This window comes from Bacillus sp. CD3-5 (assembly GCF_006349665.1).
GTDB classification, from domain to species: domain Bacteria; phylum Bacillota; class Bacilli; order Bacillales; family Bacillaceae_G; genus Bacillus_A; species Bacillus_A paranthracis.
In genome coordinates this window covers 1-24805 of the sequence record NZ_VEPX01000021.1, presented here as the reverse complement: position 1 = coordinate 24805, position 24805 = coordinate 1, and the positions used below count along the sequence as shown (strand labels likewise).

The following is a 24805-nucleotide window of genomic DNA, read 5'->3' as shown; positions in this document are numbered from 1 at the left end:
TACAGGTTATCCCAATTATTCCTTAGTTGTCTCAACTTCGACATTCAATTTGTCTGCTGATTGATGATCATCGTCATCTTCCGTATCACGCATTTCAATTTCTGTATCGTCGCTAGACATCATTTTAACGTCCATACCTAAACTTTGCAGCTCTTTAATCAATACTTTGAATGATTCAGGAACGCCTGGCTCTGGAACATTTTCGCCTTTAACAATTGCTTCATACGTCTTAACACGTCCAACAACATCATCAGACTTCACTGTTAAGATTTCTTGAAGAGTATAAGCAGCACCATAAGCTTCAAGTGCCCAAACCTCCATCTCACCGAAACGCTGTCCACCGAACTGAGCTTTACCTCCAAGAGGCTGCTGCGTTACAAGTGAGTATGGTCCAGTAGAACGAGCATGAAGTTTATCGTCAACCATGTGCGCAAGTTTGATCATATACATGACACCAACAGATACACGGTTATCGAATGGTTCACCAGTACGTCCGTCATACAGGATTGTTTTCGCGTCATTTGCCATACCAGCTTCTTCAATTGTGCCCCAAACATCTTCCTCACGAGCACCATCGAATACTGGTGTTGCAATGTGAATGCCAAGGTATCTTGCTGCCATACCAAGATGAAGCTCTAATACCTGACCGATATTCATACGAGATGGTACCCCTAATGGGTTTAACATGATATCGATTGGCGTACCGTCTGGTAAGTAAGGCATATCTTCTTCTGGTAAAATACGAGAGATAACACCTTTGTTACCGTGACGTCCGGCCATCTTGTCACCTTCAGAAATTTTACGTTTTTGAACGATATATGCACGCACAAGTTGATTCACGCCTGGTGGCAATTCGTCGCCATCTTCACGGTTGAATACTTTTACGTCTAAGATAATACCGCCACCACCGTGTGGTACACGTAGTGATGTATCACGTACTTCACGCGCTTTTTCTCCAAAGATAGCATGTAATAGACGTTCTTCAGCTGTTAATTCTGTTACACCTTTAGGTGTTACTTTACCAACAAGTAAATCTCCATCTTTTACTTCCGCACCAACGCGAATGATACCGCGCTCGTCAAGGTTGCGTAATGCATCTTCCCCAACGTTTGGAATATCACGTGTGATTTCTTCTGGTCCAAGCTTCGTATCACGAGCTTCTGACTCATATTCTTCAATATGAATAGAAGTGTACACATCATCTTTTACAAGGCGCTCACTCATAATGATCGCATCCTCGTAGTTATAACCGTCCCAAGTCATGAAGCCAACAAGCACGTTACGTCCAAGTGCTAGTTCACCTAATTCCATAGAAGGACCATCCGCAAGGATTTCACCTTTTACAACTTCATTTCCAACACTTACGATTGGACGTTGGTTGTAGCAAGTTCCTTGGTTAGAACGAATGAATTTTTGCATTTTGTAGCGATCTAAGTCGCCTTTTACTGTTTGACCGTCAACTTCTACATAGCGACGTACCCAAACTTCACGTGCTTCTACGCGTTCAACAACACCAGGGTGTTTACAGATTACTGCAGCACCTGAGTCTTTTGCTGATACGTACTCCATACCTGTACCTACAATCGGAGATTCCGGATTCATTAACGGAACCGCCTGACGTTGCATGTTCGCTCCCATAAGTGCGCGGTTAGAGTCATCGTTTTCTAAGAACGGAATACAAGCTGTCGCTGCCGACACTACTTGTTTTGGTGATACATCCATGTAGTCGATGCGTTCTTTATTTGTGACAATGTTTTCACCGCGGAAACGAGCTACGATATCTTCATCAAGGAATTCTCCTTCTTCAGATAATTTCATATTCGCTTGGGCTACAACATAATTATCTTCTTCATCTGCTGTTAAATAATCAACATGCCCTGTTACAAGACCAGTTTCTGGGTCAACACGACGGTATGGTGTTTCAATGAAACCAAACTCATTTACTTTCGCGAACGAAGATAATGAGTTAATCAAACCGATGTTTGGTCCCTCTGGTGTTTCAATCGGACACATACGACCATAGTGAGAGTAGTGAACGTCACGTACTTCAAAGCCTGCGCGCTCACGCGTTAAACCACCAGGTCCTAATGCAGATAATCTTCGTTTGTGAGTTAACTCTGCTAACGGATTTGTTTGGTCCATGAACTGAGATAACTGAGAACTTCCGAAGAACTCTTTAATAGATGCAATAACAGGACGAATATTAATTAATGCCTGTGGTGTAATTGCATTTGTATCTTGGATCGACATTCTCTCACGAACAACACGTTCCATACGAGAAAGACCGATACGGAATTGATTTTGTAATAGTTCTCCAACAGAACGCAGACGACGGTTTCCTAAGTGGTCGATATCATCTGTATCCCCTACTTTATATAGTAGGTTGAAGAAGTAACTGATAGAAGCAAGGATATCACCTGGTGTGATGTGTTTTACATCGCGAGTAATATTTGCATTACCAATTACGTTAATTACGCGCTCGCCTTCTGACTCAGGAGCATAAATCTTAATAGATTGCAGCTCAACATCGCCTTCTACCACTCCACCCATTGGTTTCGCTGTTTTGAATCCAATGTTTTTCTCTAAGTAAGGTAAAATGCGATCAAGTGTACGACGATCTAAGATTGTTCCTTCTGCCGCTAAAATTTCACCAGTTTCTGGATCCACTAATGTTTCAGCTAAACGTTGATTAAACAATCTGTTTTTAATGTGTAACTTTTTGTTGATCTTGTAGCGACCTACATTTGCTAAATCGTAGCGCTTTGGATCAAAGAAACGAGACACAAGTAAGCTCTTAGCATTTTCTACTGTTGGTGGTTCACCAGGACGTAGACGCTCATAAATTTCAAGCAATGCTTTTTCTGTGCTATCTGTGTTGTCTTTTTCCAATGTGTTGCTTAAGTATTCGTTATCACCTAAAAGCTCGGTGATTTCTTGATCAGAGCCAAACCCTAATGCGCGTAACAAAACAGTTACAGGAAGTTTACGCGTACGGTCAATACGCACATATACAACATCCTTAGCATCTGTCTCATACTCTAACCAAGCTCCGCGGTTTGGAATTACAGTAGCAGTAAAACCACGTTTTCCGTTTTTATCCACTTTGCCACTATAGTATACGCTTGGAGAGCGAACTAACTGGGAAACGATAACACGTTCTGCACCGTTAATTACGAATGTTCCAGTCTCTGTCATGAGTGGGAAATCTCCCATGAACACATCTTGTTCTTTTACTTCACCAGTTTCCTTGTTGATTAGACGCACTTTTACACGAAGTGGTGCTGCATACGTCACATCACGCTCTTTGCATTCGTCTACAGAGTATTTAGGTTCACCTAAGCTGTAGTCGATAAATTCAAGCGATAGATTTCCCGTAAAGTCTTCAATCGGAGAAATGTCTTGGAACATTTCTCGCAAACCCTCATCAAGAAACCACTGATAAGAAGAGGTTTGAATTTCGATAAGATTTGGTAACTCTAATACTTCACTAATACGGGCATAACTTCTTCGTTGGCGGTGGCGTCCGTATTGAACTAGTTGACCTGTCAACTGCTTCACCCCTCAAATCATGAGTATTATAAATGCACAAAAAAATTTGTGCAAAATCACAAATAAATACAACTACTGCTATTTAGCGTAGTCTTTTTCTCTTAAAGATAAATACGTTGAGTCTTTCTACCTGTTCAAAAAAGAAAAATGGCTTCTATAAGAAAACCATCATTCTGTTTCATAATCTGCTGATTTTACTATCTTTTCCAAGAGAAACAAAAATATACATCTTTCTCAACGCAGAAAATCATATATTGGCATTGTATAATGTTAACATAGCCAAAAATAACCGTCAACGTTTTTTTGATTTTATGATATAATATCCTTTTTTCTTTTCTACAACTTCGACTTCAGAAAATACTTCTTCTAGTTTCTTCAGCGCAGATGGTGCACCTTGTTTCTTTTGAATAACAATCCACAACTCCCCACCTGGAACTAAATGTTCTACAGCTTTTTCTAAAATCTCATGCACGATATCTTTACCTGCACGAATTGGAGGATTAGATAGAATAGCAGCATACATACCATCTACATTTTCATAGACGCTACTTTGAAAAATGTGCACATTTCCAATTCTATTGTTAGCGGCATTTTCTTTCGCAAGCTCAAGTGCCCTTTCATTCACATCCACCATGTGAACTTTACGGTCTTGAAACTCTTTCGCCAACGATAAACCAATTGGTCCATACCCACAACCTACGTCTAATATGTCACCTTTAATATCTGGCACTTGAAACGCTTCAATTAAAAGACGAGAACCAAAGTCCACTTCGTTTTTCGAGAACACCCCACGGTCAGATAAGAAAGTAAATTGAGATCCACGAAGCGTAAATTCCCATCGCTTACGATCACTTTTACTAGAAGGGTCGTTAGAAAAATAATGGTCTGCCATATGGCCACCTCTTTTCTTTACAGTTAAAAAAAAAGCTCGCATGAGAGCGAGCTTTTTTTAAAGCATCAAAAGTTAATTACTTAACTTCTACAGCAGCGCCAACTTCTTCAAGTTTAGCTTTGATTTCTTCAGCTTCTTCTTTAGCAGCAGCTTCTTTGATTACTTTTGGAGTGTTGTCAACTAATTCTTTAGCTTCTTTTAAGCCAAGACCAGTGATTTCACGAACAACTTTGATAACTTTGATTTTTTGTGCACCAGCGCTAGTTAGTTCCACATCAAATTCAGTTTTCTCAGCAGCAGCTTCTCCAGCGCCACCAGCAACAGCTACAGGAGCAGCAGCAGTTACGCCGAATTCTTCCTCGATAGCTTTTACTAAGTCGTTAAGTTCTAATACAGTCATAGATTTAACTGCTTCAATGATTTGTTCTTTAGTCATTGTAAATATCCTCCCTTAAATAGGTTTGTATTGTTTTATCGATAATACGTAATTATCTTTTAAAAAATTAAGCGCCTTGCTCTTCCTTTTGGTCTGCAACTGCTTTAGTAGCAAGTGCAAGGTTACGGATTGGAGCTTGAAGAACGCTAAGAAGCATAGAAAGTAAGCCTTCACGTGATGGAAGAGTAGCGATAGCTTTAACCTCATCAAGTGTTACAAGTTTACCTTCGATTACGCCTGCTTTAATTTCTAAAGCTTCATGATCTTTAGCGAAGTCGTTTAATACTTTCGCAGGAGCAACTACATCCTCGTTACTGAACGCGATTGCGTTTGGTCCTGTTAAGAATTCATTTAACTCAGCCATTTCAGCAGATTCTGCAGCACGACGAGTTAGAGAGTTTTTGTAAACTTTGAACTCAACGCCAGCTTCACGTAATTGCTTACGTAATTCTGTTGCTTCAGAAACTGTTAAACCACGGTAGTCAACAACGATTGTAGATTTACTAGCGCGAAGTTTGTCCGCGATTTCAGTTACAACTTGTTGTTTAGTTTCGATTACTTTGCTCATGTTATTACACCTCCTGTAGATTATATAGAAGATGTACCGAAAGTGCACTAAAAACCTCCATGCCCAACTTGTAGACATGGAGGCATATAGTCACAGAAAAAATTCCGCTTCGTATATTAACACCTAGGTAGGAAATTAAGTCTATTGACACCTACTGTCTACGGTACACTAATTAAATTCACAACATAAATGATTATATTAAAACTTCTTTATGAAGTCAACTTCCAAAATTTACGCTAATGTAGAAACGTCTACACGTACGCCAGGTCCCATTGTAGAAGCAACTGTTACGTTCTTCATGTAAGTACCTTTTGCAGCAGCTGGCTTAACTTTTTGTAAAGTGTCAGCGATTGTTCTGAAGTTTTCTACTAATTTAGCATCTTCGAAAGATACTTTACCGATTGGAACGTGGATGTTACCAGCTTTATCAACGCGGTATTCAACTTTACCAGCTTTGATTTCGTTAACAGCTTTAGTTACATCGAAAGTAACTGTTCCAGTTTTAGGGTTTGGCATTAAACCTTTAGGTCCTAATACGCGACCAAGTTTACCAACTTCACCCATCATGTCAGGAGTTGCTACTACTACATCGAAATCGAACCAACCTTGTTGGATTTTACCGATGTAATCAGCATCGCCTACGAAGTCAGCTCCAGCAGCTTCAGCTTCTTTAGCTTTTTCACCTTTAGCGAACACTAATACACGTTGTACTTTACCAGTACCGTGTGGAAGAACAACTGCACCACGGATTTGTTGGTCAGCTTTCTTAGGGTCAACACCTAAACGGAATGCAGCTTCTACAGTTGCATCAAATTTAGCTGTGTTTGTTTTCTTTACTAATTCTACTGCTTCTGTTGCAGAGTAAGCAGCTGCACGATCAACAAGCTTTGCAGCTTCTACGTACTTTTTACCTCTTTTAGCCATTTTTATTTCCTCCTCGAATGTGGTTTTAGCGGAATAACCTCCCACGTTTACGCTTATTTTCAGGTATAACCTGAGGATGCGCGCCACCCATTTATTTAAAAACGATAATCATTTACGATAATAAAGGTTGCGAATTGGAATTCCAGACCCGCAACCTTTTTTAAAAAACAAATCGAATTAGTCTTCGATAACGATGCCCATACTGCGTGCAGTACCTTCAACCATACGCATTGCAGCTTCTACGCTAGCAGCGTTTAGGTCAGGCATTTTAGTTTCAGCGATTTCGCGTACTTTATCACGCTTAACAGTTGCCACTTTATTACGGTTTGGTTCACCAGAACCAGACTCAATACCAGCTACTTTCTTAAGAAGAACAGCAGCAGGAGGAGTTTTAGTAATGAAAGTGAATGAACGGTCCTCAAATACCGTAATTTCAACAGGGATGATAAGACCAGCTTGATCTGCTGTACGAGCGTTAAACTCTTTACAGAAGCCCATGATGTTAACACCTGCTTGTCCTAATGCTGGACCAACTGGTGGAGCTGGGTTAGCTTTACCTGCAGGAATTTGAAGCTTTACCATTTTAATTACCTTTTTAGCCACGAGACACACCTCCTTAAGTCCGTGATGTGGTCAATTGGACAGTGATTTGCCCTCCCACGTCATATTTTATCTCTAAGGATAAAATCTTTCAAAAAACGTCTCCGATAACGAAGACGTACTGACTTAAAAGATATTATCACTTTTTACAATTCATTTCAAGTTTCATTTTATAATTTTTCAATTTGATGGAAGTCAAGTTCAACTGGAGTCTCGCGACCAAACATGTCCACAAGCACGCTAACCTTCTTCTTCTCCACATCAATTTCTTCGATAGCACCTGTATAATCTGCGAATGGTCCCTCATTTACACGTACTGTCTCATGAAGTTCAAAGTCGAAATCAACCACCTCGTTGTCCATTCCCATATGTTTCATAATGGTAACAACTTCCTCTTCTAATAGAGGTGATGGTTTAGATCCAGAACCAGAAGAACCAACGAACCCAGTTACACCTGGCGTGTTACGTACAACATACCAAGAGTCATCAGTCATGATTAATTCTACTAATACATAACCTGGGAACACTTTTCTTTTCATTAATTTTTCTTTACCATTTTTCATTTCTACTTCTACTTCTTCCGGGACAACAACACGGAAAATTTTATCTTGCATACCCATTGATTCTACACGTTTCTCTAGGTTTGCTTTTACTTTATTTTCATATCCAGAATAAGTATGGACAACATACCAACTTTTTTCCATTCATTTAGGACGAGCGTCCTTCCCTCCCTGACGTACATTTTTTTGCGCAAATGAAAAAACCCGTTCACCGGGCTTTTACACAGTTCTTATAAATAACATTATATCATGGATAAGTGCTTCTTATTCAAGAATTAACCAAGAATTAACCGAATTAAAGAAGAAATGCCCATATCAACAACTGCGAAGAAAATCGCAAAGAAGACAACTGTAGCGATAACAGTCGCTGTTGAACGGAGTAATTCATCTTTTTTAGGCCAACTTACTTTTTTCATTTCGCGACCTACATCGCCGAAAAAGTTCGTTAAACGCATCTACGGGACCTCCAGTGTATTATTTCAATTATTTATTTTGTTTCCTTGTGAACTGTATGCTGATTGCATGTTTTACAAAATTTCTTTATTTCAAGTCGCTCTACTGAGCTCGTATCTTTCATCGTAGAGTAGTTTCGATTTTTACACTCTTCACATGAGAGTACAACTTTTTTCCTCATTAGTTACACCAACCTTGTAACATTATGTCCCTAAAAATGTATCATACAATAAAAGACAATGTCAATGTCATGCCTTTTGTACTCCCTACAAAAAGAAAACAGGTGATTTTTTACACCTGTAGTACTTGTTATGAATTTAAAGTGGTACTCTCTCTCATTTCCATATATCGTTCTAATTTCCGCTTCACCCTCTGTAAAGCGTTATCAATAGATTTCACATGTCTATTTAACTGTTCCGAAATCTCTTGATAAGAACGGCCGTCTAGATATAAAGAAAGCACCTTTCTTTCTAAATCGCTTAATAATTCAGATATTTTAGATTCTATGTCTGTATATTCTTCCTGACTTATAATCATTTCTTCAGGATCAGTTACCTTCGCTTCCGAAATAACATCTAATAATGTCCGATCAGATTCCTCGTCATAAATCGGTTTATCTAAAGACACATATGAATTTAACGGAATATGCTTTTGCCTGGTTGCTGTTTTAATAGCGGTAATAATTTGTCGAGTGATACACAGTTCAGCAAATGCTTTGAACGAAGACAGCTTGTCCTCCTTATAATCACGAATCGCTTTAAACAATCCAATCATACCTTCTTGAACAATATCTTCTCGATCGGCACCCACTAAGAAATAAGATCTCGATTTCGCGCGAACAAAGTTCTTATATTTGTGAATCAAATATTCTAGAGCGTCAGTATTACCTTTTCGAACTAACTCAACGATTGCCTCATCTTCTAAATCACGAAATGTAACGTCGCCTACACTTACGAAGCCTGCTTCCACCTTGATCCCTCCGACCGCTATTTATTTAGAAATATTATACAGTAAAAAGACAAAGAGCGTCAATGCTTCAACGCTCTCCTCTTCTTAATTTTTCTAACTTTTCTGTAATATCTTTACTAAATATCTTTCGCATGGCGGGTTGCTTTTCTTTTGCGTCTTGTGTACGCCTTCTTACTTGTTGCTCCATCGCTTGTACTTCCAACTCTAATTCCCGCGCAGATTTCCGGAGCGCACCTTGAGCAAATATAACCCATTGTTCCGTATAATCAGAAGTCGCAACATATATTTGCGTATTTATATTTCTAAGTTCAATCGCAAGTTGCTCTATCTTTTCATCTGCCGTTTGATTCTTCCTCGTGAATATAACTTCCACACGCGATTGTTTCATCTTTTTTTCAATACCGTGGACTGTATACGCATCAAAAACTATCATTACCTTTGTCCCTGTGTAACCTTGGTAATCCGCCATCTTATCAATCAGTGCATCTCTTGATGACTGCAAATCTACATCCCGTAGTTTCTTCAAGTCTCCCCAAGCTCCAATAATGTTGTAACCGTCAACGATTAAAATATCGTTCATTTTTTATTTACCAATTTCGTTACGTTTACGATATACCTCATACATTAACAAACTCGCGGCCACTGAAGCATTTAAGGATGTAACTTTACCAACCATCGGTAAAGTAATTAAGAAATCACATTTTTCACCAATAATACGACTCATACCTTTTCCTTCACTTCCAATTACTAATCCAATTGGCATTTTCCCATCTAAATTACGATAATCCGTTTTCCCTTTTGCATCTGTACCAGCAATCCAAAGTCCACGTTCTTTTAATTCATCGATTGTACGAGATAAATTCGTTACGCGTGCAACAGGAATATATTCAATTGCCCCAGTAGATGCTTTCGCAACTGATGCAGTAAGTCCCACAGCTCTTCTTTTCGGAATTATAATTCCATGAGCTCCTGTCGCATCCGCAGTACGCATAATAGAACCGAGGTTATGCGGGTCTTCAATTTCATCTAAAATTAAGAAGAACGGATCTTCGTTACGCTTCTCTGCTACTTTGAATAGATCTTCTAGCTCAGCATATTGATATGCGGCCACTTGAGCAATTACACCTTGATGGTTCCCCTCAACTAATTGATCTAACTTCTTTTTTGGTGCATGTTGCAAAATAATTTTATTTTCTTTCGCTAGTGCCAGTACAATTTGCACTTGTCCTTTGGCAGCACCTTCTGCGATCCAAATTTTATTAATATCTCTCCCTGATCGTAACGCTTCAATTACAGGGTTACGTCCGATAATATATTCACTACTCATGATGATGTGCCCCCTTCCTTTTCTTCTAGAACAGCAATTGCCTTATATACAATTTCGTCTAATCTTTCACGATTATTTAATAAGTGATGATAGCCAATTAACGCTTCAAAGGCTGTACTATGTCGATATGTTTGTACATCTGTATTTTTCGGAACAGTACCTGAATTTGCATTACGCCCTCTTCTTAGTACTGCCTCTTCTTCCTCAGTTAAAAATGCTGTCTCTAATAAATGATAAACAACTTTCGCCTGTGCTTTTGCCGAAACAAAGCTTGTCCCTAATCGATGCAACTGATTAGGACGAACCTTCCCTTTTTGAAGTAGGTGATAGCGGATATATTGTTCATATACCGCATCACCCATATATGCTAACGCTAAGCTGTTTAATTGCTTTGCATCAATCATTCTTATCCTCTTTTCCATCTTGTACCTTGAGCGGTATCTTCTAAAATAATATTACGGTCTTTTAAATCATCGCGAATTTGATCTGATAATGCAAAATCACGATTTTTACGAGCTTCAATACGTTTTTGAATAAGCGCCTCAATTTCTTCATCTAGTAACTCTTCTTGTGCTAATTCTAACCCTAAAATATCAAATAATGTTTCAAGTTGTTTTACGTATGCTTGAATTACCACTGTAGACGTATGTTCTTCCAGTAAATATTGATTTGCATGATTTGCTACATTATATAACTCAGTGATTGCATTAGCAGTATTGAAATCATCATTCATCGCTTCTTCAAATGCAGTTTGGAATTTTTCCAGATCAGCTAACCATTTCTCATTATGATCTGTTAAATCCGTACTACTTTCCATACGGTGTTTCAAATTACCGTAAGCTGTTTTAATTCTTTCCAGTCCGTTATTTGTGCTTCGTAATAACTCTTCACTGAAATTAATTGGGTGACGATAATGTACTGATAGCATAAAGAATCTAATTAACTGCGGATCATATTGCTTAATGATATCGTGAACTAAAATGAAGTTCCCAAGTGACTTAGACATTTTTTCATTATTAATATTAATATATCCATTGTGCATCCAATAACGTGCAAATGTTTTTCCTGTTAGCGCCTCAGACTGCGCGATTTCATTCTCATGATGAGGAAATGCCAAGTCTTGACCACCGGCGTGAATATCAATTGTATCCCCTAAGTATTTACGTGCCATTGCCGAGCATTCGATATGCCAGCCTGGACGACCTTGACCCCAAGGGCTTTCCCAGAAGATTTCTCCTTCTTTCGCAGCTTTCCATAGTGCAAAATCAAGAGGGTCTTGTTTCTTTTCTCCTACTTCAATACGCGCACCGTGACGTAAGTCCGCGATCGGTTGATGTGATAACTTACCGTACCCTTCGAATTCCTTCGTTCTAAAGTACACATCCCCTTCTGATTCATATGCATATCCTTTATTCACAAGTTCTTGAATAAATTCAATAATAATATCCATATTTTCTGTTACACGCGGATGAACTGTTGCATGTTTGCAACCTAATGCCGTTACATCTTCAAAGTACGCTTCCACGAAACGGTCCGCAATTGTCGGCACATCTTCGCCTAACTCATTTGCGGCTTTAATTAATTTATCATCTACGTCAGTAAAGTTAGATACATACTGCACATCGTATCCTTTATATTCTAAATAACGGCGCACTGTATCAAATACCATAGGTGGTCTTGCGTTCCCGATGTGAATATAGTTATAAACTGTAGGTCCGCATACATACATCTTTACCTTATTTTCTTCTAATGGAATAAACTCTTCCTTTTGACGTGTTAACGTATTATAAATGTGAATAGTCATTTTTATCCTTCCTTTCTACCTTTACTTCAAGTTGTTTTTTCAATTTATCAAGTTCTACTTCCATGACCTTTAATTTATCAAAAATTGGGTCTGGAAGGTCGGAATGATTCAATTCTTGACCAATCTTTACGCCATTTTGAATAACGACTCGGCCAGGTATACCTACAACTGTAGAATGTGCAGGGACTTCTTTTAATACGACAGAACCTGCTCCAATTTTAGAATTCTCTCCAACTGTAATAGAGCCTAGTACTTTAGCACCTGTTGCAATTAATACATTATCCTGAATTGTAGGGTGCCTCTTTCCCTTTTCTTTACCCGTACCACCTAATGTAACTCCTTGATAGATCGTTACATTGTCACCAATTTCGCACGTTTCTCCAATTACAACTCCCATTCCATGGTCAATGAAAAAACGACGACCAATTGTTGCTCCTGGATGAATCTCAATGCCAGTAAAGAAACGACTAACTTGTGAGATCCAACGTGCAATAAAGAAGAAATTCTTTTTATAAAAAGCATGTGCAATTCGATGGGCCCAAACTGCATGTAATCCAGAGTAAGTCAAAATGACTTCGAAATAACTTCTTGCCGCTGGATCCTGTTCAAAAACGACTTCAATATCTTCCCGAAGCCTCTTAAACATCGACGTTCCCTCCCCTTTATGGGCTGCTTTTTCGAGTGAACTAACTCCCTACTTATCCCCCTAAATCTTTATACACGTGGATAAAACTTATACTCATACCCAATTTTACGGTATAAAAAAAGACGCCTCTGTCATATTGACAGAGACGCCTTATAAGCGCGGTTCCACTCTGTTTAGGCTAAAAAAAGCCTCAAACTCATCTCTGATAACGGTGTACACCGCTTCTGCTTACTTTACGTCCTAAGACGTTTCGCAAAACAATTTGCTGTTCAGCAGAAGACTCGAAGGGGCATTTCAAAAACCCGCTTATAAACCACTTCCAGCCTAAGGTGGTTCTCTCTGTAAAAAGCCTGATTTTCTACTTCTCCTTCTCGTCGCTTTTCCTTATTAGGTTTTAAGTATACTTATTATATTTCTAAACCTAGAAAATGTTAACCAATTACTTTTTGAAGACGATTTAAAACTTTTTCTTTTCCAAGAAGTGCAATAGCATTAGGAAGCTCCGGGCCGTGTGTTTGACCAGTAGTTGCAACACGGATTGGCATAAATAGGTTTTTACCTTTATGACCTGTTTCCTTTTGAACTGCTTTAATAGCCGCCTTAACTGCTGCCGGTTCCATAGCTTCTAGTGCTTCTACTTGACCAGCAAATGCACGAAGTACTTCTGGTACTTGTTCACCTTTTAATACTTCTTGTCCTTCTTCTTCATAATCAACATGATCTTTGAAGAACATTTCAGAAAGCTCTACAATTTCAGCTCCAAAGCTCATTTGTTCATGATATAACGCAATTACATCACGAATCCAAGCTTGTTCTTGTTCACTTAAAGTTTCACCTATACGTCCAGCTTTCACTAAATGCGGTAAGCTTAATTCTACCACCGTATCTAAATCTTGCTTTTTCATATATTGGTTGTTCATCCATTTCAGTTTTTGAGAATCAAATAATGCAGGTGATTTTGATAAACGAGCTGCATCGAACATTTTGATAAACTCTTCTTGAGAGAAGATTTCTTCTTCTCCTACTGGCGACCAACCTAGTAGTGCAATGAAGTTAAAGATTGCTTCTGGAAGATATCCAAGTTCTTTATATTGCTCGATAAATTGAATAATAGATTCATCACGCTTACTTAATTTTTTACGGCTTTCATTTACAATTAAAGTCATATGACCGAATTGAGGAATATCCCAACCGAAAGCTTCATAAATCATCATTTGTTTTGGCGTGTTTGAAATATGGTCATCACCACGAAGTACGTGTGTAATTTCCATTAAGTGATCATCTACTGCTACTGCAAAGTTATAAGTTGGAATCCCATCTTTTTTCACGATAACGAAATCACCGAAATCATTTGAATGGAATGCAACTTCATCTTTTACAATATCTTTAAATGTGTAATCACGGTCAGCTGGTACACGGAAACGAATACTTGGAATACGTCCCTCAGCTTCAAATTCTTTCACTTGCGCTTCAGTTAAATCACGATGGTTACCTGCATAACGAGGTGTTTCACCACGAGCGATTTGCCCTTCGCGTTCTGCTTCTAGCTCTTCTTCTGTCATATAACATTTGTAAGCTAAACCACGCTCTAATAAATCTTCATATAACTTTTTATAAATATCTAAACGCTCTGTTTGACGATATGGTCCAAATTCACCACCAACATCAACACCTTCATCCCAGTCCATACCGAGCCATTTCAAGTATTTTAATTGGCTTTCTTCTCCACCAGCAACATTACGTTTTACATCAGTATCTTCAATACGAATAATAAACTTACCATCTTGATGACGAGCAAATAAATAATTAAATAATGCCGTACGCGCATTTCCGATATGTAAGTGTCCTGTTGGACTTGGCGCATAGCGCACTCTCACTTGCTTTTCCATAATTGGTACACCTTCCATTCTTAATGTCAACACATTCTATAATTGTACACCAAAAAAATGTGATTATCCATCTTACGAATTAAAAACCATTATTTTTTCTGTAATAAAACAACTGCTTGAGAAGCAATTCCTTCTTCTCTACCTGTAAATCCTAGTTTTTCTGTTGTTGTTGCCTTTACATTGATATTATCAATAGACGTTTCTAATAGTTCACTAATGCGTTTACGCATACTTTCAATATGTGGTGCCATTTTTGGCTTTTGAGCAATAATTGTACAATCTAAATTCCCTAATTCATAACCTTGTTCACGCACAAATCCCCAAACCTTTTGCAATAATATAGCTGAATCAGCATCTTTAAAGGCGGGGTCTGTATCAGGAAAATGTTTTCCAATATCTCCTGCTGCAATTGCACCTAAACACGCATCCGCGATTGTATGTAACAATACATCTGCATCAGAGTGACCGATTAATCCTTTCTCATGTGGAATTGTAATTCCGCCAATAATTAACGGTCTACCTTCCGCGAATTCATGCACATCAAAACCTTGTCCAATTCGAAACATTTTTTACATCCTCCTCGAGCTAAACTACTGAGCTTTATGATTCTATATTATATCGCTATCCTTATAAAGAAAAGCCCGGCCTTTGCCGAGCTTCTCTTCGCTATAATCATTGCTATCATTTCTTTTGAACGTGAAGAAAACTTTCAGCAATTAGTAAATCCTCTGGAGTCGTCACTTTAATATTATAGTAACTCCCCTCTACTACACCTACTTGCTTCCCGATACGTTCTACGAGACTTGCATCATCTGTACCAAGGAAACAACTCTGCTTCGCACTTCTATGAGCTTCTAACAAAAGAGAAACAGAGAACCCTTGCGGTGTTTGTACAGCTGTCAGCTGAGATCTTTCTACTGTTTCTACAACAACACCCTGCTCTACTTTCTTAACAGTATCTTTCACTGGCACCGCACAAATGGAAGCTCCATATTTTTCTGCTGCAGTTAATACATCTTGGATCACTTTATTCGTTACGAACGGGCGCGCACCGTCATGTACAAGAACATACTCAACATCACTCGTATGCTGAATCGCATTATATACACTATCTTGTCTTTCAGCTCCACCTTGAATAAATTGTACTGGCTTTGCAACCGGATACTTCTGCATTAACTCTTCAAAATACGGACGCTCTTCTTCGTTAATTGCCATAATAATATTTTTACATGCTTTATCCTGTTCGAAAGCACGTAACGTATGCACAATAATCGGTACTTCATTAATAAGTAAGAACAACTTATTTTTGCCAGCACCCATCCGCTTTCCTTGACCAGCTGCCGGAATAATTAATGTATACATATTAATAATCCTCTACTTATAATGCTTTTTCTAATAATTTACGTTTGGCAAAAATCATGCGCCCAGCCGACGTTTGTAACACACTCGTAACGAGTACATCGAGTTGTGAGCCTACATATTCTCTACCATCTTCTACTACAATCATCGTGCCGTCATCTAAATATGCTACACCTTGATTTTGTTCTTTTCCATCTTTTACAACATAAACACTTAGTTCTTCACCTGGGAGTACAACAGGTTTAATTGCATTAGCTAAATCGTTAATGTTTAACACCGTTACCCCTTGTAATTCAGAGACTTTGTTTAAGTTGAAGTCATTCGTTACTACCGTTCCACCAGTGATTTTCGCTAACTTTACAAGTTTGCTATCCACTTCTTGAATATCGTCGAAATCGCCTTCATAAATTTCTACCGGAATCGGCATCTCTTTTTGAATACGATTTAAAATATCTAATCCTCTACGACCACGATTACGTTTTAAAGCATCAGAAGAATCGGCAATGTGCTGAAGTTCTTCTAACACGAATTGTGGAATGACAATTGTTCCTTCTAAAAACTTTGTTTGGCAAATATCAGCAATACGTCCATCGATAATTACACTTGTATCGAGAATTTTCCAATGCGCTAAAGATTCTTCTACCTCATTTTCTGGTTCTTCATTCTCACTATTATTATTTTTCTTTTTCCCACGTTGTGGTAATGTAAATAATCCTAGCAATTCATTCCTCTTTTTAAACCCTACTTGGAATCCTAAATATCCTAGTAAAAGAGTAAAGAACACTTGCAACACTGTACTAATAACTGGAATTGTAAATTCACGAATTGGTATTAAAATTAAATACGCAACAATAAGCCCAGAGATTAAACCTAATGTACCAAACAAAACATCTGCTACAGGCGCTTTTACAAGAGCCTCTTCAATATGCTTAATAAGTTGAACAATATAATCTACAAGCCAAAATGTTGTTAAAAATAAAATAATTGCACCAATAATTGCACGAACATACGATCCTTCCAATAATGGAACAGCACCGATGTCTAATACATTAATAACTTTTGGGATTAAGTAAATCCCTAACGCTCCCCCGATTACTAAAAAGAAGAGCTGTACAATCCGTTTTAACATCCAACCACCTCCTACTCATTATTAACCATTGTTTCGCTAATCAAAACGCCGAATGCAAAAGCGGACGTGTTTTTTTATAAATAGTTTTATTTACCAATATATCATATCATATACCAAAAATGTTCTAGTGTCGTTATATTATAGAATCAATGTAATATTCTTAATTGTGTCTACTCATATAGAGATGCTCTTGAATTCTTTTTAGACCTTCTCGTATTTTCTTCGCCCTGACTTCCCCAATTCCTTCCACATCATCTAATTCATTAATAGTTGCACGACAAACACCTTGCAAAGTTTTAAATCGATTAATTAAATTTTCAATGATAAGTGGTGGAACACGCGAAATTTTGCTTGTGATTCGGTATCCTCTCGGCGTCACACTTTCTTCTAAACTCGTTTGTCCCGGGTATCCGAGCAATTTAACTAAATCACTGTCCTCTAGAAGTTGTGTATTCGCAAGTTCTTGTAACTTTTTCAAAATTTGATGATGGTCTTGTGTTTTTTCTTGATAGTAATCTTTAATTAATAGCGCTGCCTCTGCTTCTAAGTCGGCTAATAGTTCCGTAAGTTGTAAACGAATTAACCTACCTTCTGTTCCCAATTCATGAATATAGCTCAATATTTCATTTTTAATACGTAGTACCATTTCAACACTATGTAAAACATGGACTACCTCGGACATTGTAACAACCTCTTCAAATTCTAGAATGCCCAAATTCGTAATCCCATCATTCCATACAGCCTTATATTTTTCTAACGTTTGGATAGCTTGATTCGCCTTTGTTAAAATAACGCCTATATCTTTTAGTGTATAACGTAAATTCCCTTGATATAGCGTAATTACGTTACGTCTTTGTGAAATAGCCACAACAAGGCTGCCTGTCTGCTTTGCTACACGCTCCGCCGTTCGGTGGCGCATACCTGTCTCAATAGAGTCAATAGATGACTCTGGAACTAACTGTGCGTTCGAAATCAAAATTTTACTTCCAGTTTCATTTAAAATAAGTGCCCCATCCATTTTTGCTAATTCATATAAACTAGCTGGAGAGAATGCACAATTAATATGAAAACCTCCATCAACAATACTTTTAATCTGCTCATTATATCCAAGAACAATTAATCCCCCTGTTTGTGCGCGAAGTACATTATCTATCCCTTCGCGCAGTGGTGTTCCCGGGGCCACAAGTTGTAAAATATTAATCATACTTTTGACACGTTGCTTGTTTTCTTCCATAGCCTAGCCTCCTAATGTCAAACGAAGTGCTTCTCCTAAATTAGATACACCAACTACCTCAATCCCATCTGGAATTGTCCATCCTCCCAAATTTTTTCTAGGAATAATAGCGCGTTGAAATCCTAATTTAGCCGCTTCTTGTACACGTTGTTCAATTCTTGATACTCTTCTTATTTCTCCAGTTAATCCTACTTCTCCTATTACTGCATCGGTTGGTGCCGTAGATTTATCTCTAAAACTTGAAGCTATACTTAAAGCGACAGCTAAATCAATTGCTGGTTCATCTAACTTCAAACCACCTGCTACTTTTAAATATGCATCCTGATTTTGCAATAATAAGCCTGTTCTTTTTTCTAGCACTGCCATAATAAGCGATACACGGTTATGATCAATTCCCGTTGCCATTCTTCGAGGGTTTCCAAAACTAGTAGGGGAAATTAATGCTTGTATTTCTACTAAAACTGGTCTTGTTCCTTCCATTGAGGCAACCACTGTTGATCCCGCAACCCCAACTGGTCTTTCCTCAAGGAAAATCTCAGAAGGGTTTAATACTTCTGCAAGACCAAGTTCTTTCATTTCAAAAATACCCATTTCATTCGTAGAACCAAAGCGATTCTTTACTGCTCGCAAAATACGGTATGTATGATGACGGTCTCCTTCAAAATAAAGAACTGCATCGACCATATGTTCTAACATACGAGGTCCTGCAATCGCCCCCTCTTTTGTCACATGTCCAACGATAAAAATAGGGATTCCTTTCGTTTTTGCAAGTTTCATTAATTCCGCTGTACATTCACGAACTTGTGCCACACTTCCCGGCGCTGATGTTACTTCAGGTAGATGTATTGTTTGAATAGAATCAATAACAACAAAGGCTGGGTTCACCTCTTCAATATGTGTTGCAATTCGCTGTAAATCCGTCTCTGATACAACAAATAGATTACTACCATTTACATGTAAACGATCCGCACGCAGTTTAATCTGTTTTGCTGATTCTTCACCCGATATATATAGGACATCATATGAAGAATCTGCTAATTGCGATGATATTTGTAATAGTAACGTTGATTTTCCAATCCCGGGGTCTCCACCAATCAGTACTAAGGATCCATCTACAATCCCGCCACCAAGTACACGGTTAAATTCTTGAAATTTTGTTTCAATACGCGCCTCAGACTTTGTTTCCACTTCTGTTAGACGTCTTGGTTTTGTTACTTCTGTTTGAATTGCATTGGCATAATTAAGGCGCCTTGATGATACAACCGGTTCCATCTCTTCAACAAGCGTATTCCATTGACCACATCCAGGACATTTCCCCATATATTTTGGTGACTGATACCCACACTCTTGACATGTGAATTTTGTTTTCTTTTTAGCCATATCGTTTTATATCTCACTTCACTTTCATCTATAAACAATTTATCCTTGTCGTACAAGAAAGAGGGCTATCTCGTAGCCCTCTTAGTTTGTCTATACTTATTTTACCTTTTCAGCACTATGAATGACAAATGATTCTCCTTCAACATCAAAGATAACTTTTTGTCCTTTCTCAATAGCACCTTTTAAAAGTTCTTCCGATAGTCTATCTTCTACATGTTTCTGAATTGCTCTACGAAGCGGACGAGCACCGTACTCTCGGTCAAACCCTTTATCAGCAATGGCCGAAATTGCTCCTTCTGTTAATTGCAATTCAATTTCTTGCTCTTTTAAGCGATTTACTAACTGATTTACCATAAGTGTTACAATCTCTTGAATATGTTTTTTCTCAAGCATATGGAACACGATAATTTCATCAATACGGTTTAAGAATTCTGGACGGAAGGCTTTTTTCAGCTCATCCATTACTTTACCTTTCATATCCGAATAATCGCGGCCCTCATCTTGTACGTTAAATCCAAGATGCTTATTACGTTTTAACGCCTCTGCACCAACGTTAGATGTCATAATAACAATTGTATTGCGGAAATCAACTGTACGCCCTTTCGAATCTGTTAAGCGACCATCTTCTAATACTTGTAGTAAAATGTTAAACACATCAGGATGAGCTTTCTCTACCTCGTCTAATAGGACAACTGAATATGGCTTACGGCGAACTTTTTCTGTTAATTGTCCACCTTCTTCATATCCAACATACCCTGGAGGAGATCCAACTAAACGAGAAGTAGAATGTTTCTCCATGTACTCAGACATATCGATGCGAATCATTGCATCTTCATCACCGAACATAGATTCTGCTAACGCTCTTGCTAACTCCGTTTTACCTACACCTGTTGGTCCTAAGAAAATAAACGAGCCAATCGGACGTTTCGGATCTTTCAACCCTGCTCTAGCACGGCGAACAGCTTTTGCTACAGCTACTACCGCTTCATCTTGACCAATAACACGATCGTGAAGGATGGATTCTAAGTTTAATAATTTATCAGTCTCTGTTTGTGCAAGTTTAGAAACTGGGATACGAGTCCACGTAGAAACAACATTTGCAATATCTTCTACTGTCACTTCTGAGTTTTCTTTTCCTTGTTGCTCTTTCCATTGACGCTTCGTATCTTCTAACTTCTCACGTAAACGTTGTTCCATATCACGTAAGGAAGCAGCTTTTTCAAACTCTTGACTTTGTACAGCTGCATCTTTTTCTTTTCTAATTTCCTCAAGCTTCACTTCAAGCTCTTTTAGATTTGGTGGTGTTGTATAAGAGCGTAAGCGAACCTTTGAAGCAGCTTCATCAATTAAATCAATTGCTTTATCTGGTAAGAAACGATCTGTAATATAACGATCTGAAAGCTTTACAGCTGCATCAATTGCATCATCTGTAATAGATACGCGGTGATGTGCCTCATAACGATCGCGTAAACCTTTCAAAATTTGAGTTGATTCATCTAAACTTGGCTCATCAACGTGAATTGGTTGGAAACGTCTCTCTAAAGCTGCATCTTTTTCAATATATTTGCGATATTCATCTAACGTTGTCGCCCCAATACATTGTAATTCCCCACGAGCTAAAGATGGTTTTAAAATGTTCGATGCGTCAATAGCACCTTCTGCTCCACCTGCACCAATTAATGTATGAAGTTCATCAATAAATAGAATGATATTTCCTGCTTGGCGGATTTCATCCATTACTTTCTTTAAACGGTCTTCAAATTCACCACGGTATTTCGTTCCGGCTACCACTGTACCCATATCTAGTGTCATAACACGCTTATCTCTTAAAGTTTCAGGAACTTCATTATTTACGATTTGTTGTGCTAATCCTTCTGCAATTGCCGTTTTACCTACACCAGGCTCCCCAATTAATACAGGATTGTTTTTTGTTCTACGGCTTAAAACCTCAATTACACGTTGAATTTCTTTACCACGTCCAATAACAGGATCTAAACGATTTTCACGTGCAACAACTGTTAAATCACGTGCTAAGCTATCAAGTGTTGGTGTATTTGCATTTGTTGAAGAACCACCTTGATGACCTGAACTTGCTTCATTACTTCCAAGAAGTTGCAATACTTGTTGTCTTGCCTTATTTAAGCTAACACCTAAGTTATTTAAAACACGTGCTGCTACCCCTTCACCCTCGCGGATTAAACCAAGTAAAATATGTTCTGTTCCAACGTAAGAATGACCTAATTTACGAGCTTCATCCATAGACAGCTCAATAACCTTTTTAGCACGCGGTGTATAATGTACGGTTTGAGAAGCTTCTGTTCCGCGTCCAATTAACGCTTCTACCTCTTTTTGAACTTTCTCCGGGCTTAATCCAAGAGCAATCAACGCTTTTGCTGCAATTCCTTCACCTTCGCGTACAAGCCCAAGTAAAATATGTTCTGTTCCAATATTGTTATGCCCAATACGAATCGCTTCCTCTTGAGATAAAGCTAATACTTTCTGTGCTCTTTCTGTAAATCTTCCAAACATCATAGAAATCGCCTCCTACTTGCGCTTAGTTTTTTTCAATACGTAATCGCTCACGGATTAAGGTTGCTCTTCGATAATCTCTTTCTTCTGGCCCTAAAGGTCCTCCCGCATATTGTTGTAAAATGCCTGGTTGTGTAAGAACCATTAGCTCAGTCAAAATATTCCTCGATATACCTTTTATATATCCTAAATCAATACCAAGTCGTAAATCTGATAAGCAATTGGCTGCTTCCGCAGATTGAATTAAACGACTGTTAGCTAGTATGCCATAAGAGCGATAAACTTTATCTTCAAGCTCAATACTTGAATTTTGTACAATTAATTCTCTAGCCATCTTTTCTTGCTGTATGATTTGTTGAATAACACTCTTTAAATCTGCAATAATATCTTCTTCAGATTTTCCTAGCGTCATTTGGTTTGACACTTGAAATATATTACCTAACGCTTCGCTACCTTCACCGTATATTCCTCTTACTACTAACCCTAATTTTTGAATTACTTGTATAATACGGCTAATTCTTTTCGTTAAAACGAGCCCCGGTAAATGGATCATTACGGAAGCCCTAAGTCCTGTACCAACGTTAGTAGGGCAGCTCGTAATATATCCAAGTGATTCATCAAAAGCATATTCAACCTCTTTCTCAATCCAATTATCTATTTGATTGGCACTTTGAAGGGCCTCTGATAACTGCAATCCTGAAAATAAGCACTGAATCCGAATATGGTCTTCTTCATTCAGCATAACACTAATATGTTCGTTTTCTGACAATAGACACGCTCCATATTCTGTTCCTGCAAGGTTGGGACTAATTAAATGCTTTTCAACTAATACTCTCCTTTGAAGAGGCGTTAATTCATTCATTTTTAATAGTTCAAACTCTCCAAAAGGTTCTACTGTTTTATTTATAAATTCCTTTTTAAATAATTCTTGAATCTGTTTAGCTTCTTCTTCGTTTTGCATAGTAGAGAATTGATATTTTTTAAAATTACGAGCCAAACGAATTCGACTACTTAAAACAATATCAGAATCAGGGCCATCCCCCTTCATCCATGGACTAATCGCTTCATTCATAATTTTGTCCAGTGACATAGAACTATTCCCCCTCTCTATGCTCACTAAGCTGATTTTCAAGGTTTCTAATTTTATCCCTTACTTCAGCAGCTTTCTCAAATTCCTCTTTCTGTACGTATTGTTTCAGAATGAGTTTTAGTTCATCTAATTCTTTCTTTAAGTGAATATTTCCTTCTATACGCTCCGGAATTTTTCCACAATGATCTGTATGCCCGCCGTGAAGACGTTTTAATAATGGCTTTAAATGTTCCTTAAATGTATCGTAACAAGAAGCACATCCAAAGCGTCCTACCTTTGTAAGTTGCTCATATGTCATTTTACAATCTGGACACCTCAATATATTTGTGTTCGAAAATCCGCTTTTTCCTTCTTCAAACATTGTTGATTCACCGTGTAATAACCCAGCAAATAAATCATGGAATGAAAAGTTAGACTGCGATGATTGAAAGAAAGACGTATAGCCACTTTGTTCTGCACATTGCTCACAAAGATGAACTTCCGCCTTCTTTTCGTTAATTACTTTTGTATAATGTAAAGTTGCTGGTCTTATATTACAGTTTTGACAAGTCATCACTATCCCCACCTTTACAACAGGAACGATCTATCTCATAGTACTTTTCATACATTACTAGACTGTTCACTTTCCTTTATTCGTTTACAAAAGTGCGTGTTCTTTTTTCAAAACTTCTACAATATTTAACTGCCTTATCTTTTAGTTATTATTCTTTTACAAAAGCTGTATTTATTTATATTTCAGTGTTCTTAACATTGCGCATAATATTCGAGCCCTAAGTTCATCTCGAGAAGGAACATCCATTGATAATACAGAACGATCTAGTACGCTTAACATAAGTTTAGCTTCACGATTCGTTATGATTCCCTCTTCTATTAAACGTATAATCATACTCTCTGCATTTCCTTGCGCAACGCTATGATCAATCATATGAAGCATTTGATCAATAATGTCTATATCGTCATGCAGTTTGACTTTTATAATGCGAATGTAACCTCCTCCACCACGTTTACTTTCTACTACAAATCCTCTTTCTAACGTAAAACGGGTATTGATTACATAATTGATTTGAGATGGTACGCACTCGAATCGATCCGCAATCTCATTTCTCTTGATTTCAATCACATTATTATTACTTAAGTCAATAACTTGCTTTAGATATTGCTCAATGATATCAGATATATTTCTCATTTATCCGCCACCTTTATTGACTTTGACTATCTTTGACTTTAATTATATACGTATTAATAAAATTTGCAACTGTTTTGCTTATTTACTATCCTAGCCACATTCCCCTGTATTTAATCAAAATAATAATTATTTAAATACATTTTTTATTACTATGGATTATAAAAGAAAACACGAAAAAACACGAGTCATTTGACTCGTGTTTAGTTGCTTGGCGACGTCCTACTCTCACAGGGACAAGGTCCCAACTACCATCGGCGCTAGAGAGCTTAACTTCCGTGTTC

At 37.9% G+C, this 24805-nt stretch carries 25 protein-coding genes and 2 other annotated features; all 25 genes read right to left on the bottom strand.

Annotated elements, in window-relative coordinates:
• Positions 1 to 15: 15 nt before the first annotated feature.
• Positions 16 to 3549, bottom strand: a complete 3534-nt coding sequence (rpoB, locus tag FH036_RS25160) for a DNA-directed RNA polymerase subunit beta (protein WP_000147555.1) — start codon at positions 3547 to 3549, stop codon at positions 16 to 18.
• Between the two features lie 292 nt (positions 3550 to 3841).
• Positions 3842 to 4441: a class I SAM-dependent methyltransferase gene (locus tag FH036_RS25155; RefSeq protein WP_000763282.1), complete on the bottom strand. Its 600-nt coding sequence runs from the start codon at positions 4439 to 4441 to the stop codon at positions 3842 to 3844.
• A 76-nt stretch (positions 4442 to 4517) separates the two neighbouring features.
• Positions 4518 to 4877 (bottom strand): 50S ribosomal protein L7/L12, encoded by a 360-nt coding sequence (gene rplL, locus FH036_RS25150; RefSeq protein WP_000159736.1) that lies wholly within the window; start codon positions 4875 to 4877, stop codon positions 4518 to 4520.
• Positions 4878 to 4944: 67 nt separating this feature from the next.
• A complete protein-coding gene (gene rplJ, locus FH036_RS25145; protein ID WP_000048716.1) occupies positions 4945 to 5445 on the bottom strand; it encodes a 50S ribosomal protein L10 in 501 nt (166 codons plus the stop codon).
• A gap of 39 nt (positions 5446 to 5484) precedes the next feature.
• Positions 5485 to 5627: a sequence feature (ribosomal protein L10 leader region), on the bottom strand.
• A gap of 49 nt (positions 5628 to 5676) precedes the next feature.
• Positions 5677 to 6369 carry a 50S ribosomal protein L1 gene (rplA, locus tag FH036_RS25140; RefSeq protein ID WP_002020168.1) on the bottom strand — a complete coding sequence of 231 codons (693 nt, stop codon included), beginning with the start codon at positions 6367 to 6369 and terminating at the stop codon, positions 5677 to 5679.
• A 177-nt stretch (positions 6370 to 6546) separates the two neighbouring features.
• Entirely contained in the window at positions 6547 to 6972 is a 426-nt protein-coding gene (rplK, locus tag FH036_RS25135) for a 50S ribosomal protein L11 (protein ID WP_001085872.1), read from the bottom strand.
• Positions 6973 to 7139: 167 nt separating this feature from the next.
• Positions 7140 to 7673 carry a transcription termination/antitermination protein NusG gene (nusG, locus tag FH036_RS25130; RefSeq protein ID WP_000415794.1) on the bottom strand — a complete coding sequence of 178 codons (534 nt, stop codon included), beginning with the start codon at positions 7671 to 7673 and terminating at the stop codon, positions 7140 to 7142.
• A 131-nt stretch (positions 7674 to 7804) separates the two neighbouring features.
• Positions 7805 to 7984, bottom strand: a complete 180-nt coding sequence (secE, locus tag FH036_RS25125; protein ID WP_001241321.1) for a preprotein translocase subunit SecE — start codon at positions 7982 to 7984, stop codon at positions 7805 to 7807.
• A 32-nt stretch (positions 7985 to 8016) separates the two neighbouring features.
• On the bottom strand, positions 8017 to 8163 hold the full coding sequence (rpmG, locus tag FH036_RS25120) for a 50S ribosomal protein L33 (protein ID WP_002070160.1): 147 nt from the start codon (positions 8161 to 8163) through the stop codon (positions 8017 to 8019).
• Positions 8164 to 8291: 128 nt separating this feature from the next.
• Positions 8292 to 8951, bottom strand: coding sequence for an RNA polymerase factor sigma-70 (locus FH036_RS25115; protein WP_000387198.1), 660 nt, complete (start codon positions 8949 to 8951; stop codon positions 8292 to 8294).
• 67 nt (positions 8952 to 9018) lie between these two features.
• On the bottom strand, positions 9019 to 9531 hold the full coding sequence (locus FH036_RS25110) for an NYN domain-containing protein (protein ID WP_000997882.1): 513 nt from the start codon (positions 9529 to 9531) through the stop codon (positions 9019 to 9021).
• A 3-nt stretch (positions 9532 to 9534) separates the two neighbouring features.
• A complete protein-coding gene (gene rlmB / locus FH036_RS25105; RefSeq protein WP_000093759.1) occupies positions 9535 to 10278 on the bottom strand; it encodes a 23S rRNA (guanosine(2251)-2'-O)-methyltransferase RlmB in 744 nt (247 codons plus the stop codon).
• On the bottom strand, positions 10275 to 10682 hold the full coding sequence (locus FH036_RS25100) for a Mini-ribonuclease 3 (RefSeq protein WP_000564261.1): 408 nt from the start codon (positions 10680 to 10682) through the stop codon (positions 10275 to 10277). Before FH036_RS25100 ends, rlmB begins: the two co-directional genes overlap by 4 nt.
• A gap of 2 nt (positions 10683 to 10684) precedes the next feature.
• A complete protein-coding gene (gene cysS, locus FH036_RS25095) occupies positions 10685 to 12082 on the bottom strand; it encodes a cysteine--tRNA ligase (protein WP_000152260.1) in 1398 nt (465 codons plus the stop codon).
• Positions 12063 to 12728 (bottom strand): serine O-acetyltransferase, encoded by a 666-nt coding sequence (cysE, locus tag FH036_RS25090; protein ID WP_000476500.1) that lies wholly within the window; start codon positions 12726 to 12728, stop codon positions 12063 to 12065. Before cysE ends, cysS begins: the two co-directional genes overlap by 20 nt.
• A gap of 138 nt (positions 12729 to 12866) precedes the next feature.
• Positions 12867 to 13112 (bottom strand) — a binding site (T-box leader).
• A 47-nt stretch (positions 13113 to 13159) separates the two neighbouring features.
• Complete coding sequence (gene gltX / locus FH036_RS25085) at positions 13160 to 14617, bottom strand: glutamate--tRNA ligase (protein ID WP_044790591.1); 1458 nt, start codon at positions 14615 to 14617, stop codon at positions 13160 to 13162.
• Positions 14618 to 14706: 89 nt separating this feature from the next.
• A complete protein-coding gene (gene ispF, locus FH036_RS25080; RefSeq protein WP_000488383.1) occupies positions 14707 to 15183 on the bottom strand; it encodes a 2-C-methyl-D-erythritol 2,4-cyclodiphosphate synthase in 477 nt (158 codons plus the stop codon).
• A gap of 115 nt (positions 15184 to 15298) precedes the next feature.
• Positions 15299 to 15979, bottom strand: coding sequence for a 2-C-methyl-D-erythritol 4-phosphate cytidylyltransferase (ispD, locus tag FH036_RS25075; protein ID WP_000288305.1), 681 nt, complete (start codon positions 15977 to 15979; stop codon positions 15299 to 15301).
• A 16-nt stretch (positions 15980 to 15995) separates the two neighbouring features.
• Positions 15996 to 17105 carry a PIN/TRAM domain-containing protein gene (locus FH036_RS25070; RefSeq protein ID WP_000919684.1) on the bottom strand — a complete coding sequence of 370 codons (1110 nt, stop codon included), beginning with the start codon at positions 17103 to 17105 and terminating at the stop codon, positions 15996 to 15998.
• Positions 17106 to 17265: 160 nt separating this feature from the next.
• Positions 17266 to 18339: a DNA integrity scanning diadenylate cyclase DisA gene (gene disA / locus FH036_RS25065; protein ID WP_000392171.1), complete on the bottom strand. Its 1074-nt coding sequence runs from the start codon at positions 18337 to 18339 to the stop codon at positions 17266 to 17268.
• Positions 18340 to 18342: 3 nt separating this feature from the next.
• Positions 18343 to 19719 (bottom strand): DNA repair protein RadA, encoded by a 1377-nt coding sequence (gene radA / locus FH036_RS25060; RefSeq protein ID WP_001085212.1) that lies wholly within the window; start codon positions 19717 to 19719, stop codon positions 18343 to 18345.
• A 96-nt stretch (positions 19720 to 19815) separates the two neighbouring features.
• Positions 19816 to 22251, bottom strand: coding sequence for an ATP-dependent protease ATP-binding subunit ClpC (gene clpC / locus FH036_RS25055; protein WP_000971177.1), 2436 nt, complete (start codon positions 22249 to 22251; stop codon positions 19816 to 19818).
• Between the two features lie 22 nt (positions 22252 to 22273).
• Entirely contained in the window at positions 22274 to 23338 is a 1065-nt protein-coding gene (mcsB, locus tag FH036_RS25050) for a protein-arginine kinase McsB (RefSeq protein ID WP_000050825.1), read from the bottom strand.
• Between the two features lie 4 nt (positions 23339 to 23342).
• Entirely contained in the window at positions 23343 to 23891 is a 549-nt protein-coding gene (gene mcsA / locus FH036_RS25045) for a protein-arginine kinase activator protein McsA (RefSeq protein WP_000128394.1), read from the bottom strand.
• A 171-nt stretch (positions 23892 to 24062) separates the two neighbouring features.
• A complete protein-coding gene (gene ctsR, locus FH036_RS25040; RefSeq protein ID WP_001244563.1) occupies positions 24063 to 24524 on the bottom strand; it encodes a transcriptional regulator CtsR in 462 nt (153 codons plus the stop codon).
• Between the last annotated feature and the right edge of the window lie 281 nt (positions 24525 to 24805).

Coding starts and splice junctions, on each gene's coding strand:
- rpmG (WP_002070160.1), bottom strand. CDS start 8,163: ATGAGGAAAAAAGTTGTACTCTCATGTGAAGAGTGTAAAAATCGAAAC.
- cysS (WP_000152260.1), bottom strand. CDS start 12,082: ATGACTATTCACATTTATAATACGTTAACACGTCAAAAGGAAGAGTTT.
- ctsR (WP_001244563.1), bottom strand. CDS start 24,524: ATGAGAAATATATCTGATATCATTGAGCAATATCTAAAGCAAGTTATT.
- mcsA (WP_000128394.1), bottom strand. CDS start 23,891: ATGACTTGTCAAAACTGTAATATAAGACCAGCAACTTTACATTATACA.
- rplL (WP_000159736.1), bottom strand. CDS start 4,877: ATGACTAAAGAACAAATCATTGAAGCAGTTAAATCTATGACTGTATTA.
- mcsB (WP_000050825.1), bottom strand. CDS start 23,338: ATGTCACTGGACAAAATTATGAATGAAGCGATTAGTCCATGGATGAAG.
- gltX (WP_044790591.1), bottom strand. CDS start 14,617: ATGGAAAAGCAAGTGAGAGTGCGCTATGCGCCAAGTCCAACAGGACAC.
- disA (WP_000392171.1), bottom strand. CDS start 18,339: ATGGAAGAAAACAAGCAACGTGTCAAAAGTATGATTAATATTTTACAA.
- nusG (WP_000415794.1), bottom strand. CDS start 7,673: ATGGAAAAAAGTTGGTATGTTGTCCATACTTATTCTGGATATGAAAAT.
- rplJ (WP_000048716.1), bottom strand. CDS start 5,445: ATGAGCAAAGTAATCGAAACTAAACAACAAGTTGTAACTGAAATCGCG.
- cysE (WP_000476500.1), bottom strand. CDS start 12,728: ATGTTTAAGAGGCTTCGGGAAGATATTGAAGTCGTTTTTGAACAGGAT.
- ispF (WP_000488383.1), bottom strand. CDS start 15,183: ATGTTTCGAATTGGACAAGGTTTTGATGTGCATGAATTCGCGGAAGGT.
- FH036_RS25100 (WP_000564261.1), bottom strand. CDS start 10,682: ATGATTGATGCAAAGCAATTAAACAGCTTAGCGTTAGCATATATGGGT.
- ispD (WP_000288305.1), bottom strand. CDS start 15,979: ATGTATACATTAATTATTCCGGCAGCTGGTCAAGGAAAGCGGATGGGT.
- radA (WP_001085212.1), bottom strand. CDS start 19,719: ATGGCTAAAAAGAAAACAAAATTCACATGTCAAGAGTGTGGGTATCAG.
- rplA (WP_002020168.1), bottom strand. CDS start 6,369: ATGGCTAAAAGAGGTAAAAAGTACGTAGAAGCTGCAAAGCTTGTTGAT.
- FH036_RS25070 (WP_000919684.1), bottom strand. CDS start 17,105: ATGTTAAAACGGATTGTACAGCTCTTCTTTTTAGTAATCGGGGGAGCG.
- rlmB (WP_000093759.1), bottom strand. CDS start 10,278: ATGAGTAGTGAATATATTATCGGACGTAACCCTGTAATTGAAGCGTTA.
- secE (WP_001241321.1), bottom strand. CDS start 7,984: ATGCGTTTAACGAACTTTTTCGGCGATGTAGGTCGCGAAATGAAAAAA.
- FH036_RS25110 (WP_000997882.1), bottom strand. CDS start 9,531: ATGAACGATATTTTAATCGTTGACGGTTACAACATTATTGGAGCTTGG.
- FH036_RS25155 (WP_000763282.1), bottom strand. CDS start 4,441: ATGGCAGACCATTATTTTTCTAACGACCCTTCTAGTAAAAGTGATCGT.
- clpC (WP_000971177.1), bottom strand. CDS start 22,251: ATGATGTTTGGAAGATTTACAGAAAGAGCACAGAAAGTATTAGCTTTA.